This window comes from Rhodococcus sp. NPDC059179 (genome assembly GCF_042754885.1).
Classification (GTDB): domain Bacteria; phylum Actinomycetota; class Actinomycetes; order Mycobacteriales; family Mycobacteriaceae; genus Rhodococcus_G.
In genome coordinates this window covers 455,830-472,016 of record NZ_JBHZBV010000002.1, presented here as the reverse complement: position 1 = coordinate 472,016, position 16,187 = coordinate 455,830, and the positions used below count along the sequence as shown (strand labels likewise).

15 protein-coding genes and 1 pseudogene are annotated in these 16,187 nt (G+C 68.9%); 10 read left to right on the top strand and 6 right to left on the bottom strand.

All coding sequences use genetic code 11. The features are described from left to right. The first annotated feature begins 21 nt into the window (after positions 1-21). The 6 genes from yajC (at position 22) to ACFXMV_RS07120 (ending at position 8,028) form a co-directional block, all read left to right on the top strand. Entirely contained in the window at positions 22-378 is a 357-nt protein-coding gene (yajC, locus tag ACFXMV_RS07145; RefSeq protein ID WP_378502043.1) for a preprotein translocase subunit YajC, read from the top strand. Between the two features lie 104 nt (positions 379-482). Then, complete coding sequence (secD, locus tag ACFXMV_RS07140) at positions 483-2,147, top strand: protein translocase subunit SecD (protein WP_378501940.1); 1,665 nt, start codon at positions 483-485, stop codon at positions 2,145-2,147. Positions 2,148-2,173: 26 nt separating this feature from the next. Then, on the top strand, positions 2,174-3,328 hold the full coding sequence (secF, locus tag ACFXMV_RS07135; RefSeq protein WP_378501941.1) for a protein translocase subunit SecF: 1,155 nt from the start codon (positions 2,174-2,176) through the stop codon (positions 3,326-3,328). A 1-nt stretch (position 3,329) separates the two neighbouring features. Next, positions 3,330-5,060 carry an ABC transporter substrate-binding protein gene (locus tag ACFXMV_RS07130; protein ID WP_378502803.1) on the top strand — a complete coding sequence of 577 codons (1,731 nt, stop codon included), beginning with the start codon at positions 3,330-3,332 and terminating at the stop codon, positions 5,058-5,060. Continuing rightward, entirely contained in the window at positions 5,027-5,620 is a 594-nt protein-coding gene (locus ACFXMV_RS07125; protein WP_378501938.1) for an adenine phosphoribosyltransferase, read from the top strand. The genes ACFXMV_RS07130 and ACFXMV_RS07125 overlap by 34 nt, the downstream gene beginning before the upstream one ends. Positions 5,621-5,667: 47 nt before the next feature. Beyond that, entirely contained in the window at positions 5,668-8,028 is a 2,361-nt protein-coding gene (locus ACFXMV_RS07120) for a RelA/SpoT family protein (RefSeq protein WP_378502802.1), read from the top strand. Positions 8,029-8,098: 70 nt separating this feature from the next. On the opposite strand, the gene ACFXMV_RS07115 is transcribed toward ACFXMV_RS07120, so the two are convergent. Further along, positions 8,099-8,893, bottom strand: a complete 795-nt coding sequence (locus ACFXMV_RS07115; protein ID WP_378500373.1) for a peptidylprolyl isomerase — start codon at positions 8,891-8,893, stop codon at positions 8,099-8,101. Beyond that, positions 8,890-9,768, bottom strand: a complete 879-nt coding sequence (locus ACFXMV_RS07110; RefSeq protein WP_378500372.1) for a peptidylprolyl isomerase — start codon at positions 9,766-9,768, stop codon at positions 8,890-8,892. The genes ACFXMV_RS07115 and ACFXMV_RS07110 overlap by 4 nt, the downstream gene beginning before the upstream one ends. Before the next feature lie 158 nt (positions 9,769-9,926). Here ACFXMV_RS07110 and ACFXMV_RS07105 point away from each other — a divergent pair, with 158 nt between their 5' ends. Genes ACFXMV_RS07105 through ACFXMV_RS07090 form a run of 4 tightly spaced genes read left to right on the top strand, consistent with a single transcriptional unit; the run spans position 9,927 to position 13,146 of the window. Then, a complete protein-coding gene (locus tag ACFXMV_RS07105; protein WP_378500371.1) occupies positions 9,927-10,607 on the top strand; it encodes an MBL fold metallo-hydrolase in 681 nt (226 codons plus the stop codon). A gap of 35 nt (positions 10,608-10,642) precedes the next feature. Continuing rightward, entirely contained in the window at positions 10,643-11,923 is a 1,281-nt protein-coding gene (gene hisS, locus ACFXMV_RS07100; RefSeq protein WP_378500370.1) for a histidine--tRNA ligase, read from the top strand. Next, positions 11,910-12,545 carry a hypothetical protein gene (locus ACFXMV_RS07095; protein ID WP_378500369.1) on the top strand — a complete coding sequence of 212 codons (636 nt, stop codon included), beginning with the start codon at positions 11,910-11,912 and terminating at the stop codon, positions 12,543-12,545. The genes hisS and ACFXMV_RS07095 overlap by 14 nt, the downstream gene beginning before the upstream one ends. 4 nt (positions 12,546-12,549) lie before the next feature. Beyond that, positions 12,550-13,146 carry a CHAP domain-containing protein gene (locus tag ACFXMV_RS07090; protein ID WP_378500368.1) on the top strand — a complete coding sequence of 199 codons (597 nt, stop codon included), beginning with the start codon at positions 12,550-12,552 and terminating at the stop codon, positions 13,144-13,146. Positions 13,147-13,161: 15 nt separating this feature from the next. Here the strand turns inward: ACFXMV_RS07090 and ACFXMV_RS07085 are convergent, their stop codons facing one another. The 4 genes and pseudogenes from ACFXMV_RS07085 to ACFXMV_RS07070 form a co-directional block, all read right to left on the bottom strand. Then, complete coding sequence (locus ACFXMV_RS07085) at positions 13,162-13,551, bottom strand: hypothetical protein (RefSeq protein WP_378500367.1); 390 nt, start codon at positions 13,549-13,551, stop codon at positions 13,162-13,164. Positions 13,552-13,882: 331 nt separating this feature from the next. Then, entirely contained in the window at positions 13,883-15,436 is a 1,554-nt protein-coding gene (locus ACFXMV_RS07080; protein WP_378502801.1) for a DUF222 domain-containing protein, read from the bottom strand. A gap of 72 nt (positions 15,437-15,508) precedes the next feature. Beyond that, complete coding sequence (locus ACFXMV_RS07075) at positions 15,509-15,928, bottom strand: HIT family protein (protein ID WP_378502800.1); 420 nt, start codon at positions 15,926-15,928, stop codon at positions 15,509-15,511. Between the two features lie 49 nt (positions 15,929-15,977). Then, positions 15,978-16,103, bottom strand: a pseudogene (locus ACFXMV_RS07070) (TetR/AcrR family transcriptional regulator); the annotation flags it as partial. Positions 16,104-16,187: the final 84 nt, after the last annotated feature.

Below are 16,187 nucleotides of genomic sequence, written 5' to 3'. Positions count from 1 at the left end.
CCTCGAGGACTGAATTCAACGATGGAACTGCTGTTTCCGCTCCTGATTCTCGCCCTGCTCGTGCCCATGTTCCTGGGCATCCGCCGCCAGAAGAAGGAGATGGCGAAGACTGCCGAGCTGCAGGATTCGCTCACCGTCGGTGACCGCGTGCTGACGACCTCCGGACTGCACGCCACCGTGGTGGAGCTCGGGGACGGCACCGTCGACCTGGAGATCGCACCCGGCGTGGTGACCACCTGGTCGCGGATGGTCATCCGCGAGCTGCTCGTCGAGAACGACGAGGAGTTCGAGGAGGACGACGTCGACGAGATCGTCGACGAGACCACCGCGACCGAGGAGACTCCCGAGGAGACCAAGCGTCGCCTGGACAACGAATGAGTTGACTTCCGGACCGCTGCCGAGCATTCCGCTCGGCAGCGGTCGCGTGTAGGGCCTGAGAACCCGACCATCGCACGACACACGTACTAGGAGAACTACGGATCGTGGCACCTTCGACTGGAGCCGTACGACCAGCGCGCTCGCTCGTGATCTTCGGGCTGATCGTCGCGGCGCTGTACGCGCTCGTCTTCTTCACCGGGGACAAGTCCCCGACGCCGAAGCTCGGCATCGACCTGCAGGGCGGCACCCGTGTCACCCTGACCGCGCGCACCCCGGACGGCAGCCAGCCCAGCCAGGACAGCCTTCGCCGCGCGCAGGAGATCATCGAGACCCGAGTGAACGGCCTCGGTGTCTCCGGCTCCGAGGTGGTCATCGACGGCGACAACCTGGTGATCACGGTCCCGGGCGACGACAGCTCGCAGGCCCGCACGCTCGGCCAGACGGCGCGGCTCTACATCCGTCCCGTCCAGAGCTCGATCGCGTCCTCGAACTCGCAGGCGCAGGCCCCGCAGGCCGAGAACCCGGCTCCGGCGCCCGCGCCGCAGAACCGGCCGTTCCCGGCCCAGGACCCGGGCACCCCCGCGCCGCCGACCGAGACCCCCGCGCCCGCCGCGGACCAGGGCGACGTGTCGACCGCGGACCAGGCGGCCGCCGAGATCGCCGAGGCGAAGAGGACCAGGCAGAGCACGGACCCGGCGGTGCAGCAGCAGGCCATGGCCGCGCTGAACTGCGACGCCAGCGATCCGCTGCAGGGCAACGACGATCCGACGCTGCCGCTGGTGGCGTGCTCCACCGACGGCACCACGGTGTACCTGCTCGGCCCCAGCATCATCGACGGCCAGGAGATCGCGGACGCGACGTCCGCGTTCAACACGCAGCAATCCCGCAACGAGGTCTCGCTGACCTTCAAGTCGAGCGGTAGCACGACCTGGGCGCAGTTCACTTCCGCCAACATCGGCAAGCAGGCCGCGTTCACGCTCGACTCCAAGGTCGTCAGCGCGCCCGTCGTTCAGGGTGCCACCCCCGCCGGCAGCGCCACCTCCATCACCGGCGACTTCACCACGGCGTCCGCGAAGGAACTCGCGAACACCCTGAAGTACGGCTCGCTGCCGCTTTCCTTCCAGGCATCCGAGGCCGAAACCGTTTCCGCGACACTGGGTCTCGCGTCGCTCGAGGCCGGACTCATCGCAGGCGCGATCGGCCTGGCTCTGGTGCTGCTGTACTGCCTCATCTACTACCGGATGCTGGGCGTGCTCACCGCGCTCTCGCTCGTGCTGTCCGGGTTGATGGTGTACGCGATCATGGTGCTGCTCGGCCGGTACATCGGCTTCACCCTCGACCTGGCGGGCATCGCCGGTCTGATCATCGGTATCGGCATGACGGCCGACTCGTTCGTCGTGTACTTCGAACGCATCAAGGACGAGATCCGCGAGGGCCGCAGCTTCCGTTCGGCCGTGCCGCGCGGTTGGGCCCGTGCCAAGCGGACCATCCTGTCCGGCAACGCCGTGAGCTTCATCGCGGCCGCCGTGCTGTACGTCCTCGCGGTCGGCCAGGTGCGCGGCTTCGCGTTCACCCTCGGCCTGACCACCATCCTCGACGTGGTCGTGGTGTTCCTGGTGACGCATCCGCTGGTCCACCTGGCATCGAAGTCCGACTTCTGGTCGAAGCCGAGCATCAACGGGCTCGGCGCGGTGCAGCAGGTCGCCCGTGAACGCAAGACCGCCGCGTCCACGCGCACCAGCGTCGGCGCGCAGGCGAAGGAGGCCTGACTGTGACCACATCTGAAGATCTGTCGATGTCCGATTCCGCCGCCGATCAGGCGAAGCTGCCCAAGCACAGCCTGCTCTCGCGGCTCTACACCGGTACCGGCGCGTTCGAGGTCGTCGGCAGGCGCAAGTTCTACTACGGCCTCGTCGGCGTCATCCTGCTGATCTCGATCGCCAGCATCCTGATTCGCGGGTTCACCCTCGGCATCGATTTCGAGGGCGGCAGCCGGATCCAGTTCCCGGCCAGCGACAACGTCACGACCGAGCAGGTCGAGCAGGTCTACACGGACACCCTCGGCGAGGCTCCGGTGTCGGTGCAGACCGTCGGCACCGGTAGCAGCGCGACGATCCAGATCCGGTCGGAGGCGCTCGACGCACGCCAGGTCGTGCTGGTGCAGGACGCGCTGTACGAGTCCTTCCAGCCGCAGGACAAGGACGGCAATCCCAGCAAGAACGCGATCAGCGTCGCGGACGTGAGCGAGACCTGGGGCGGCCAGATCACCAAGAAGGCGCTGATCGCGCTGGCGGTGTTCCTGGTCATCGTGAGCATCTACATCGGCATCCGGTTCGAACGGGACATGGCGATCGCGGCAATCGTGGCGCTCTTCTTCGACATGATCGTCACGGCAGGCGTCTACGCGCTGGTCGGTCTCGAGGTCACGCCCGCGACGGTGATCGGCTTCCTCACGATTCTCGGCTTCTCGCTGTACGACACCGTGGTGGTGTTCGACAAGGTGGAGGAGAACACCCGAGGGGTGCTGCACCTGAGCAAGCGGACCTACGCGGAACAGGCGAACCTGGCCGTGAACCAGACGCTGATGCGCTCGATCAACACCACCCTCATCAGCGTGCTGCCGGTGATCGGTCTGCTCGTCGTCGCGGTCGGGCTGCTCGGCGTGGGCACCCTGAAGGACCTCGCCGTCGTCCAGTTGGTCGGCATCATCGTCGGCGCCTTCTCCTCGATCTTCTTCGCGACGCCGCTCCTGGTCTCGATCAAGGAGCGTTGGGGCCCCGTGGCGGCGCACACCAAGAAGGTGCTCGGCCGCCGGGAGGCTCGATCGGAGACCACGGGCGCGATGGCGTCCGCCGCTGCGGACGCGGCTCCCGCCGCGTCTCGCGTCGCCGCCTCGGGTCCGCAGCCCGGTGCCCGACCGACGGGGAAGCGCGACAAGAAGAGGCGATGACATGGGTACCGGCGCGCGCAGGGCTGGCAAACGAAGGGCCGGTGCGGCCCGCGGGTTGAGGGCCGGGACCGTCGGCGTGATCGCACTGATCGCGGCGGCGGCCGGCGGCTGCTCGGCAGCCGAGGATCCGGTCCCATCGATCGGGTACGCCATCGACAACGCGCTGACCACCTACAACGCCAACACCGTTGATGGTGCGGCATCTGGAGCGCGACAGGCGTTTTCGCGGGTACTCACCGGCCTGAGCTACATCGGTCCGGAGGGTAGCGCCCTGTCCGACGGCGATGTGGGCACCGCGGCAACCGTGCCTGCCGATGTGCTCACCGTCGCGGTCAAGCTGAATCCGAAGGCGGTGTACTCGGACGGTGTGCCGATGGTCTGCGACGATCTCGTGCTCGCCTGGGCGGCAGGCAGCGGGCGCTTCCCGATGTTCCGTGCGGCGGGCAACGCAGGCTACGCGGACATCGAACGCGTCGACTGCCTGCCGGGCTCCAAGGACGCGACAGTCGTGTTCCGGCCCGGTCGTGGGTTCGCTGAGTGGCGGGCGTTGTTCGGCGCCACCGCCCTGATGCCCTCCCATGTGGCGGCCAGGGTCGCGGGCGTGCCGGACCTCGTGGGCGCCGTTGCGTCGAACGACGTCCCGGCGCTGGAGCGGGTCGCCGAGTTCTGGAACAACGGGTGGAAGCTCGTTCCGGATCAGCTCGATCTCACGCTGTTCCCCTCCTCGGGTCCGTACCGCGTCGAATCCTTCACCACCGACGGCGGACTGGTGCTGGTCGCCAACGAGCGGTGGTGGGGCAACAAGCCCGCGACCCCGCAGATCGTGGTGTGGCCGAAGGGAACCGACCTCGAGTCCAAGACCGCATCCGGTGAGGTCGACGTGATCGACGCGGGCGCGGGTTCGACGGCCGGGCTGGCCCCTGGCGACGGATTCACCACGGTCACCGCGCCGTCCAGGAGCAGCGAGCAGCTGGTCCTCGCGACGTCGGGGGTCCTCGAATCCACCGATGCCCGCCGGGCGCTCGCGCTGTGCGTGCCTCGCCAGCAACTCTTCGATCGGCTCGGGCACCCGGACTTCGACAAGCAATCGGGCCTCGGCTCGGGCGTGCTCAACTCGCGGATCGTGCAGCCGGACATGCTGATCTATCCGTCGGTCGCCGCGACCGAGGGCGGCCGATACCTGCACCCCGACGTGCCTGCCGCCGTCGCCGCGCGGAACGCGTCCGGTCAGGGCCCGATCACCGTCAGGGTCGGCTACCTCGCCCCGGACACCCGACGTGCCGAGACGGTCAAGGCGATCGCCGAGGCCTGCGCCCCGGCCGACATCACCGTCGAGGACGCCGGTTCGCCGGAGTTCACCCCGACGGCGCTCGGTGCAGGCGGCCTGGACGCCATCCTCGGCGGGACCGCCTCGGCGCAGGGCGCGGCGGGCACGGACTCGGAGGTACCGCCCGCGTACTCACTGGTCGCGGGCAACGGGACGAACTTCGGCGGTTATCGCAACGACCGCATCACCGCGATCGCGGAGCAGTTGGCCGTCGACACCGCGGAGGGCAGCAGGCTGAACCTGTCGACGGAGGCCGAGGGCATCTTGTGGAACGAGTTGCCGTCGATCCCGCTGTTCAACGAGCCGAGGACCACCGTGTTCGCGGACGGGCTGCACGCCGCCGTGCCGAACCCGACGGTCTCCGGTGTGGGATGGAACATGGACAGGTGGATACTTCTCCGGTGAGTGCATTGAGTACGGCGTCCGCCGATGTGGCCCGGCTGACCCGCTGGGCCGACGACTTCCCCGAGCCGGGCGTGAAGTTCGCCGACCTCACCCCGGTGTTCGCCGACGCCAAGGCCTTTCGCGACGTCATCGAGGCGTTGGTGCAGGTCGAGCGGAGCCTGCGGAGCGAGCATCGTAACGGCGGGGACGCCGATCTGGTGGCGGGCATCGACGCCAGGGGATTCCTGCTCGGCGCGGGCGTGGCGCTCGCCCTGGATGCGGGCGTGCTCGCGGTCCGGAAGGCGGGCAAGCTGCCGCCGCCGGTGCTCGCCCGCGAGTACCAGCTCGAGTACGGCACGGCGTCCCTGGAGATCCCGGCCGACGGGATCGAGCTCGCCGGCCGCAAGGTGCTGGTGATCGACGACGTGCTGGCCACCGGCGGGACCCTTGGCGCGGCGGCCGAGCTGCTGATCGCGGCGGGCGCCGAGGTGGTCGGGATCGCGGTGGTGCTCGAGATCGAGGCGCTGGAGGGGCGGTCGCGGCTCGCGGGCCACCCGGTCACCTCGCTGCTTCGGGTCTGAGGACTAAAGTTTCCGGTGAGATGACCGATACCGCGGGAGGTGACGCTATGACCCAGAACCTCGATCGGTCGCAGTCCGAGACCGGGGGCCAGGCAAAGGGTCGCTCCGCGGGCTCCGCTCCTGCGGCCCCGACGGAGAATGCCGCGCCCGCGGTGCCCACCTCGGCCTCTCGGCGGGTGCGGGCCAGGCTCGCGCGCCGGATGACCGGGCAGCGTAACGCCGCGATCAAGCCGGTGCTGGAGCCGCTGGTCAGCGTGCACAGGGAGCTGTACCCCAAGGCGAACCTGGCGCCGCTGCAGCGTGCCTACGACGTCGCCGAGGAGCGGCACGCCAGTCAGAAGCGCAAGTCGGGCGATCCCTACATCACCCATCCGCTGGCGGTGGCGAACATCCTGGCCGAGCTCGGCATGGACACCACCACCCTCGTCGCGGCGCTGCTGCACGACACGGTGGAGGACACCGGCTACTCCCTCGAGCAGCTCACCGACGAGTTCGGCGAGGAGGTCGCGCACCTTGTCGACGGCGTCACCAAGCTCGACAAGGTGGTGCTCGGCAGCGCCGCGGAGGGCGAGACCATCCGCAAGATGATCATCGCGATGGCGCGCGATCCGCGGGTGCTGGTGATCAAGGTCGCCGACCGGCTGCACAACATGCGCACCATGCGGTTCCTGCCGCCCGAGAAGCAGGCGCGCAAGGCCAAGGAAACCCTGGAAGTGATTGCGCCGCTTGCGCATCGCCTGGGTATGGCCACCGTCAAGTGGGAGCTGGAGGATCTGTCGTTCGCGATCCTGCATCCGAAGAAGTACGAGGAGATCGTCCGCCTGGTCGCGGACCGGGCGCCCTCGCGCGACACCTACCTGGCGAAGGTGCGGGCCGAGATCAACGCCACCCTCGCCGCCTCACGGATCAACGCGGTCGTCGAGGGCAGGCCCAAGCACTACTGGTCGATCTACCAGAAGATGATCGTCAAGGGTCGCGACTTCGACGACATCCACGACCTGGTCGGGGTGCGGATCCTGTGCGACGAGATCCGGGACTGCTACGCCGCGGTCGGCGTCGTGCACTCGCTGTGGCAGCCGATGGCCGGTCGATTCAAGGACTACATCGCGCAGCCGCGGTACGGGGTCTACCAGTCCCTGCACACGACGGTGGTCGGCCCGGAGGGCAAGCCGCTCGAGGTGCAGATCCGCACCAGGGACATGCACCGCACCGCGGAGTTCGGCATCGCCGCGCACTGGCGCTACAAGGAGACCAAGGGCAGGCACTCCGGTGACGCCGCCGAGGTCGACGACATGGCGTGGATGCGTCAGCTGCTCGACTGGCAGCGGGAGGCGGCGGACCCGGGGGAGTTCCTCGAGTCGCTGCGCTACGACCTTGCGGTCAAGGAGATCTTCGTCTTCACCCCGAAGGGCGACGTCGTGACGCTGCCCGCGGGGTCGACGCCGGTGGACTTCGCGTACGCCGTGCACACCGAGGTCGGGCACCGCTGTATCGGCGCCCGCGTCAACGGCCGACTCGTCGCGCTGGAACGCACCCTCGAGAACGGCGAGGTCGTGGAGGTGTTCACCTCCAAGGCGCAGAACGCCGGTCCGAGCCGCGACTGGCAGGGCTTCGTCGTGTCGCCGCGCGCGAAGGCGAAGATCCGACAGTGGTTCGCGAAGGAGCGGCGCGAGGAGGCCCTCGAGTCCGGCAAGGACGCGATCGCGAAGGAGGTCCGCCGCGGCGGCCTGCCGTTGCAGCGCCTGCTCAGCGCCGAGTCGATGTCGGCCATCGCGCACGAGCTGCGCTACGTGGACGTGTCCGCGCTGTACACGGCGGTCGGCGAGCACAATGTGTCGGCGCAGCACGTGGTGCAGCGGTTGGTCGCGAACCTCGGCGGCGTGGAGTCCGCGGAGGAGGAGCTGGCCGAGCGGTCGACGCCGTCGAACATCCCGATGCGGCCGCGCCGCACCACGGACGCGGGCGTGCTGGTGCCGGGCGCGACGGGGACGGTGGCCAAGCTCGCGAAGTGCTGCACCCCGGTGCCGGGCGACGAGATCATGGGCTTCGTCACCCGCGGTGGCGCGGTGAGCGTGCACCGGACCGACTGCACCAATGCCGGGTCGCTGCGCGAGCAGTCCGAGCGGATCATCGAGGTGCAGTGGGCGCCGTCGCCGTCCTCGGTGTTCCTGGTCGCCATCCAGATCGAGGCGCTCGACCGGCACCGGCTGCTGTCCGACGTGACGAAGGCGTTGGCGGACGAGAAGGTCAACATCCTGTCCGCCTCGGTGACCACCTCGGGGGACCGGGTTGCGATCAGCCGCTTCACCTTTGAGATGGGCGACCCCAAGCACCTCGGCCACGTGCTCAACGTCGTCCGCAACGTGGAGGGCGTGTACGACGTCTACCGGGTGACGAGTGCAGCGTAGGCGGCTTCGCCGCCCGTGAGTCCTTCTGGTCCCCATGCGGGCCAGAAGGACTCACGGGCAGCGCGGCTGCCTACTTGACAGTCTCGATCTCCACGGGGGTGTTCGGCTTGCCGCCGCCCGCGGACATGGATCCGTCGTCGCCGTCTGCCGCGATCTTCTCGATGGTCGCCAGGCCCTCGTCCGAGATGGTGCCGAACACGGTGTACTGCGGCGGCAGCACGGAGTCCGCGTAGACGAGGAAGAACTGACTGCCGTTGGTGCCGCCGGGGCCCGAGTTGGCCATCGCGATGGTGCCGCGGGGGTAGACCATGCCCTGCTGCGCGGCCGGGTCGTCCTCGGCGAAGGCCGTGGTCGGGTACTCGTTGGCGAAGCGGTAGCCGGGGCCGCCCGATCCGGCGCCCGAGGGATCGCCGCACTGCAGCACCTGCAGGCCAGGGCTGGTCACCAGCCGATGACAGGGGGTGCCGTCGAAGTAGCCCTGCTGAGCCAGGCTGACGAAGCTGTTGACGGTGCACGGCGCCTCGGCGCGGTCGAGGGTGAGCCCGATCGGGCCCTGTGAGGTGGTCATTGCGACGTCAACGGTGCCTGCGGTGGAGACGGCGTCTGTGCTCGGCGGCGTGACCTCCTTGGCAGCCCGGTTGGCCTGCGGGTACTCGCAGGACACGGTCGCCGATGCCTGCGCGGCCGGGGCGGGCAGCGCCGGGTATCCGGACAGGTCGGGCGCGGCGCTGGGCTGGCTCGCCAGGGTGCGGGTGGTCGGCGGGGCCTGGGACGTGTCGTCGCCCGAGCAGGCGGTCGAGACCAGCGCCAGCCCGATCCCGGCCGCGACGAGAGCGAGGCGCCGGACGTTCACCGGGGCCCTCATGCCGCCACGCTCGCGGTGGTGATCTTCACCGGGAGGTTCGGCTTGCCGCCGCCCGCTGACATGGAGCCGTCGTCGCCCGCGGCCGCCACCTTCTCGATCGTGGCGAGGCCCTCGTCCGAGATGGTGCCGAACACCGTGTACATGGGGGGCAGCGGCGAATCGTCGTAGACCAGGAAGAACTGGCTGCCGTTGCTGCCCGGCTGGCCGGTGTTCGCCATCGCGATGGTGCCGCGCGGGTAGGTGACGGGCTCTCCGAGGTTCGGGTCGTCCGGGTTGTACTGATCGGTCGGGAACTCGTTGACGAAGCCGTAGCCCGGGCCGCCGGTACCCAAGCCGGTCGGGTCGCCGCACTGCAGGATCTTCAGCCCGGTGGTGCTCAGCCGGTGGCACGGGGTGTCGTTGAGGTAGCCCTGCTGCACGAGGCTGACCATGCTGTTGACGGTGCACGGCGACTGCGCGCGGTCGAGCGTGAGTCCGATCGGACCCTGGTCGCTGTCGAGGTTCACCGTGACGGTGCCCTCGGCCTGCACGCCGGTGGCGGCCGGGAGGTTCGCGGGCTTGGCGGCGGGTGTGCCGTCCGGCATGTAGGTGCAGTCGACCGTCGCGGGCAGGGCCTCGGTCCGGCTCACGGGCATCACGCCGGGGGTCTGCGCATCGGATGCTTCCGTCGAGGTGTCGGTCGAGGCCTCGGTGGCGTCGTCCTCGTTGCTGGTCAGCGAGTAGATGAAGGCGCCTGCGGCGACCACGAGTACGACTCCGAGGGCGGACGCCCCGATCGTCATCTGCTTGCGCTTGCGGGCCCGCTCGGCGCGGTGCTCGAGCTGCCGCTCCAGCTTGCGCTTGGCGGCTTGGCGTCGCTGCTCATTGGTCGGCACTGCTGCATACCTCTTTCTCCTCGGGCGAAGCCTCGGGCTATCGTCGCGGCCGTTTTGGTCGGTGAGTGAGTCTGCCATCTGATCCTGAGAAGAGGCCGCATAGGCTGTATCCGGTCCTTCACCGCCGGACCGCACCCACGTCATTAGGAGCGAACGCCGTGCTCGTCACCGGATTCCCGGCCGGAGCCTTTCAGACGAACTGCTACATCCTCGCGCAGGACGGCGCGAGCGAGTGCGTTGTCGTCGATCCCGGTCAGAACGCGGCCGAGCCGCTCATCGAGTTCCTCGCGCAGTCGTCGCTGACCCCGACGGCCGTGCTGCTCACCCACGGCCACCTCGACCACACCTGGTCGGTGGAGCCGGTCTGCGAGAAGTTCGGCATCCCCGCCTACATCCATCCCGAGGACCGCTACATGCTCAGCGATCCGCTGCGCGGCACCGGTCCCGCGCTGGCCGCGATGATCGGCGACGTCGAGTTCCATGAGCCGTCCGAGGTGATCGAACTGGCCGACGGTGACGTCCTCGATCTGGCCGGAATGTCGCTGACGGTCGATCACACCCCCGGGCACACCCAGGGGTCGGTGGTACTGCGGACGATGGCGAGCACCGATGACGGCCCGGTTCAGATCGCGCTGACCGGCGACACGCTGTTCACCGGCTCCATCGGTCGCACCGACCTGCCGGGCGGCGATCACGAGCAGTTGCTCCGGTCGATCGCCGCGAAGCTGCTGGTGCTCGCCGACGACACCGCGGTGCTGCCCGGGCACGGCGGGTCGACCTCGATCGGGCAGGAGCGGGCGTCCAACCCGTTCCTGGTGGGACTGGCCGGATCCAGGTAGGCGCTCGTGTTTTCGACTAGGAGAAACTGGTAACCGTGAGCAAGCCCAGCAACAGCGCATTCTCGGCCCCCAAGGGCGTTCCCGACTACGTGCCGCCGGCCTCCGCGGAGTTCGTCGCGGTCCGCGACGGACTGACCCGCGCGGCCCGGCTCGCCGGCTACGGCCACATCGAACTGCCGATCTTCGAGGACACCGGGCTGTTCGCCCGGGGCGTCGGCGAGTCGACCGATGTGGTGAGCAAGGAGATGTACACCTTCGCCGACCGAGGTGACCGGTCGGTGACCCTGCGACCGGAGGGCACTGCGGGTGTGATGCGCGCGGTGATCGAGCACGGCCTCGACCGCGGGCAGCTGCCGGTCAAGCTCAGCTATTCGGGACCGTTCTTCCGCTACGAGCGACCACAGGCAGGCCGGTACCGCCAGCTGCAGCAGGTGGGCGTCGAGGCGATCGGCGTCGACGACCCGGCGCTGGACGCCGAGGTCATCGCGATCGCCGACGCAGGCTTCCGGAGCCTCGGCCTCGAGGGTTTCCGGCTGGAGATCACCTCGCTCGGCGACGACAGCTGCCGCCCGCAGTATCGGGAGCTGTTGCAGGAGTTCCTGTTCGCCCTCGACCTGGACGAGGACACCAAGAGGCGCGCGGAGATCAACCCGCTGCGGGTGCTCGACGACAAGCGGCCGCACGTCAAGGAGATGACCGCGAACGCGCCGCTGATGCTCGACCACCTGTCCGAGGAGGCCAAGGCGCACTTCGACCAGGTGCTCGCGCACCTGGACGCGCTCGGGGTCCCGTACGTCGTCAATCCGCGGATGGTGCGCGGGCTGGACTACTACACGAAGACCACCTTCGAGTTCGTGCACGACGGTCTCGGCGCGCAGTCGGGCATCGGCGGCGGCGGCCGGTACGACGGGCTGATGGAGCAGCTCGGCGGGCAGCCGTTGTCGGGCATCGGTTTCGGGCTCGGTGTGGACCGCACGGTGCTGGCCCTGGCCGCCGAGGGCAAGACCGCGGGCAGCCCGGCGCGCTGCGAGGTGTTCGGCGTGCCGCTGGGCGACGAGGCGACGGGGCAGATGGTCGTGATCGCGTCGCGGTTGCGTGCGGCGGGAATCCGGATCGACATGGCCTACGGGGGACGAGGCGTCAAGGGCGCGATGAAGGCCGCGGACCGCTCCGGCGCCAAGCTCGCGCTCGTCCTCGGCGAGCGGGACATCGCGGACGGTGTGATCGGCGTCAAGGATCTCTCGACCGGCGATCAGCGGCAGGTGCAACTGGACGACGTGGTCGCCGAGGTCGGGGCGATCCTTGCCGCCGGGTGACCCCGCCGGGTCGGTGCCGCTCGACCTCATTCCGTCGTCGCTGATCGCGCCGCGGCTGCGCAAGGTGGCACTGGTCGCCGTGGTGCTCGGTGTGGTCGTCGCCGTCGTCGTCGGGTTCTTCGCCTCGACCGGGGTGGCCGTGCTGGTCGGCGCGATCATCGCGGTGCCGACCGCTCTGTCGGCGCTGCTCACCCTGCGTCGTCGGATCTGGTTGACGGGCACCACGATTCATGCCCGTCACGGTCTCCGTACCAGGTCGGTTGACGCGGGCCGGGCGGTGAGTGCCGAGGTGGTGGTGCGCACCGCTCGGGTCAGTCAGGTCGGGGTCCGGATCGGTGACGGCAGGTCGCTGGTCTCGATCCCGCTCGCGTTGTACACCGACGACGGTGGACGCGAACTCGATCTGCTCGGACTTCGATCGTTGGCCGACGCGCTCAACGCGGGCGACCTGGCGCCCGCGGTGGCCGTCGCCTCCGTCCTGATCGGTCAGCTCCGTGCCGAGGCCCGCGGCGCCGGCCTGGAGGAACGGCCCCTGTACCGGGCAGTGCAGACCGCGCGCGGGGCGAGCCGGGTCCCGCAGACCGTGCTCACCGACCACGAAGTTGCCGAGCTGGCAGACTGATTCGATGATCGCGACTCCGTCTACCGGCCGTCGACGCCGCACGATCTGGGCGGTTGCCGCCCTCGCGGCTGTCGCCGCGATCGTTGGTGGGGTGCTCTGGGCTGTGCCGAGCCGGTATCTGCCCTGGGACACTGTCGACTTCCCCGCTGTCGACATGGCAGCACTCTCGCCCCCACAGTCGCGGGTCGTCACGCTCCTCGAGGCCGAGTACCGGGCCCAGCGCCCGGGGACCTTCTACTCCGAGGGCGTCAAAGAGCCCTGGTGTGCGGACTTCGTGAGCTGGATCATGCGGGAGGCGGACCGGCCGCTGTCCAACCCGAACTCGGGCCACTGGCGGATTCCCGGCGTGTACACGTTGCAGGAGTACTACGAATCTCAGGGTCGGTTCGAGCCGGCCGCAGGCGGCTATCGGCCGACGGTGGGTGACGTGGTGCTCTACAACAACCGTAGCTGGGTCGGCCAGCACACCAATTTCGTGGTCGCGGTCGACGGGGACACCGCAACGACCGTCGGCGGCAACGAGTTCGGCCGCATCCGCGTGCACACCCTAGATTTTGCGGGCGACTCCGCTGTGGTCGGATTCGGCCGGCTCGATCCCTGACGTGTGAAGCGCAGCCTAGGTGAGGGTCGCGACCGTGCTGTCGCCCGCGCGGTCGGCCGGTTCGATGCTCCGCCGCTTGACGAGCAGAATGATCGCGATGATCGGGTAGGCCAACAGCGGCGCGAAAGTACCGACGTACGCCTGCTGGTCAAGCAGGATGACGGCCCCGGTGAGCAGCGAGAAGTCGAAGAGTCCGTGCATGACCGAGTTGAGCGCGTTGCTGCCCGAGACACGCCGGGTGAGGTAGAGGAAGTACCCCGCGATGCTGACGATGATTGCCTGCGGGATCGCGGAGGCGCCACCGCCCGTGAACGCGTCGCCTAGGTGTAGTTCCCAGGCAGTTGCGTACGGCGTGCCGTGACGAGGTGGCGAGAACTGAACGGTCCCGGGTTCAGCTAACTGCACATCTGTCAGATGACCGAGGACTCGAGGGACAGGAGTCGACGTCTGCTCGGACTTCAGGTTTGGTATGGCGCCGCCAGGGTCGGGGGTCATGGCGGCGCCACACGTCATTGGTACCGCAGTGCCGCGCGAATCGAAAGTGTTTCCACTCGAATTGGGGGAACGTTTAGGGGGATCGCGGTGACTAGGGGAAGTTTCACCGGGCGGCGGGGCGTGCGCCGGGGCGTCAGAGGCAGTGCAGACCGGCTACGGCCGAGTGTGTTTCGGCCGCAACCGGTCTGGTGTGTGTTCGGGTCTTGTGGGTTGAGTGGGGTGATGTGGCCGCGCCTGCGGGTCAGGCCACGGGGTGGAGATCGCGCCGGTTGTGGGCCGGCCGGGGTCTTCGCAGCGGGTCCAGCCATGCGGGTGGGGTGAACCATGGGTGGCCGTCGTCGCCGATTGTCACGTCCCAGTGGTTTTTGTGGATGAGGGTGTGGTGCTTGCGGCACAGGAGCACGAGGTTCGACAGGGCGGTGGGTCCGCCTTTCGCCCAGTGCCAAATGTGGTGTGCGTCGGTCCATTCGGCGGGTCGGCCGCAGCCGGGGAAGGCGCATCCGCAGTCTCGTGTGACGAGTGCTTTGCGGATTTTCGTTGGGATGATGCGGGTGGTGGTGCCGACGTCGAGTGGGGTCCCGTTGCTGTCGGTGATGATTGCGGTGACCATGGCGTCGCAGGACAGGCGGGCGGCGACTGTGGGGGAGATCGGTCCGAGCCAGGGCATGGAGGCGTGTGCTCGGCGGTGTTGCGGTTGTGGGGGCCTGCAGTGGGTGCAGTCCTTGCGACCATTCCAGTCCTTGCGGTCGGTGCAGTCCTTGTGGTGGTTCCAGTCCTCGCAGGCGGTGCCGTGTTTGGCGGGTCTGGTGTGGCCGGGCCCGGATGCGGTGCCGTGTCCGTCGGGTCCGGTGTGGCCGGGCCCGGATGTGGTGGTGGAGTGGTAGTCCCAGCCGTTTTTGCCCCGGGGTCCGGTCGCGGGGGCCTGTGTTGACGCGGATACTGCCGCTACGAGGGCGTCGAAGTCGATGGTGATGGTGATGTGGGGGCGTTCGCCGTTTTCGGTGGGGCCGCGTCCGGCGTTGAGGTGTCCGCGGACGATGTCTTCGAGGGCGTCGGCGCGCCGCTTGGGTGCGTGGCGGGGGTCGCGGGTGGGGTTGCCGTTGTCGTCGGTGGTGGGGCGGGGCTTGGACAGTCCGGAGAGGGCGGTGGTGATCGCTTCGCCGGTTTCGGCGTCGAAGGTGCCTTTGAGGTGGAGGCGTCCGCCGAGGGTGGTGGAGGCGTAGAGCTCGTTGAGCTCGGGGTTTTCTCCGTCGGGTGGGGTGTCGCCGTCTCGTTCGAAGAGTATTTCCAGGGCGCGGGCTCGTTGGCGTAGCTGGTGGGGGTCTTCGAGTTGCGCGGCGATCAGGAGGTAGGCCTCGCAGTCGTCGGGGCGTGCGCTCATCGGGTCGGGGTGGTCCCAGTCGGTGGGGGTGTCGTCGGGGTGGAGGTCTTTGGTGAGGGTGGCGAGTCGGGTGAGGAACTTGGTGATGACCTGGGCGTGGCCGAGGGCGATGTTGCCGGAGTTCAGCAGGGCTGTCATCTGTGGGTGTTGGGGCAGTTCGCGTCCGATGTGGACGATCCTGCGTGCCTGTGCGGGGAGCATCCGGGTGGTTCCGGCGAGCCAGGCGGGGGTGTCTGCTGCGCCGACGTGTTCGGGTAGGGCTCGCTGGTCGGCTTCGTGGACGAGGCGCAGTCGTAGTGCTTCGAGTTTGAGGATTGCGGTGGAGAGTTGGGGGACGGCCGCGAGGAGGTCGGTTTCGTCGAGTCGCCATGCGTCGACCGTGTCGGGGTCGGTGAGCATGGCGTCGAGGTCCATGCCTTGATTCTACTCGAACTGACGTTCGAGTGTCTAGGGTTTCTGCTGGTAGAAAAGGTGTGTGATCCCGAGTCACCCGCGCACTGCTGCGGTGATCCGGGCGGCATGGTCGGCGGCCTCGGCCTCGTCGGTGTACCTGGTGCGCGGCCAGAAGAAGCCGCGCAGGCCGTCGCCCCTGGTGTGCGGCACGATGTGCACGTGCAGGTGCGCGACGGACTGCGAGACAACATTGTTCACCGCCACGAACGATCCCTGCGCGCCGAGGCCGTCCACCATTGCGGCGGAAAGCCGTTGTGCGACAGCGAACAGCGGGGCGATCAGCTCCGCTGGGAGGTCCGCAAGGGTCACGACGTGGCGGCGCGGCACCAGCAGGGTGTGGCCTTTGAAGACCGGCCGCCGATCAAGGAAAGCGACCGTGTCGGCATCGTCGTGGACCACGTGCGCCGGGTCGGCGCGGCTGACGACCGCACAGAACGGACAGGCGCCGGCCACGACCTCAGCCCTCCGCGGCGGTGCCGCGTTCCTGTTCCGTGGCGGTGCCGCGTTCCTGTTCTGCGGCGGTGCCGCGTTCCTGTTCAGCGGCGGCATCGAGGATCTCGGCCTGCGCGGTCGGGCCGGGTCGACGCCGTTTGGTCGGGCGGGGTCGTCCCGGGCCGGCGTTCGTCACCCCTCCATCCTGTCAGCAGGCGTGGGTGGGCGCGACCATATGCGGATGCGGCCGGGCATCCAAGCGGGCTCGGCCGTAGTATCC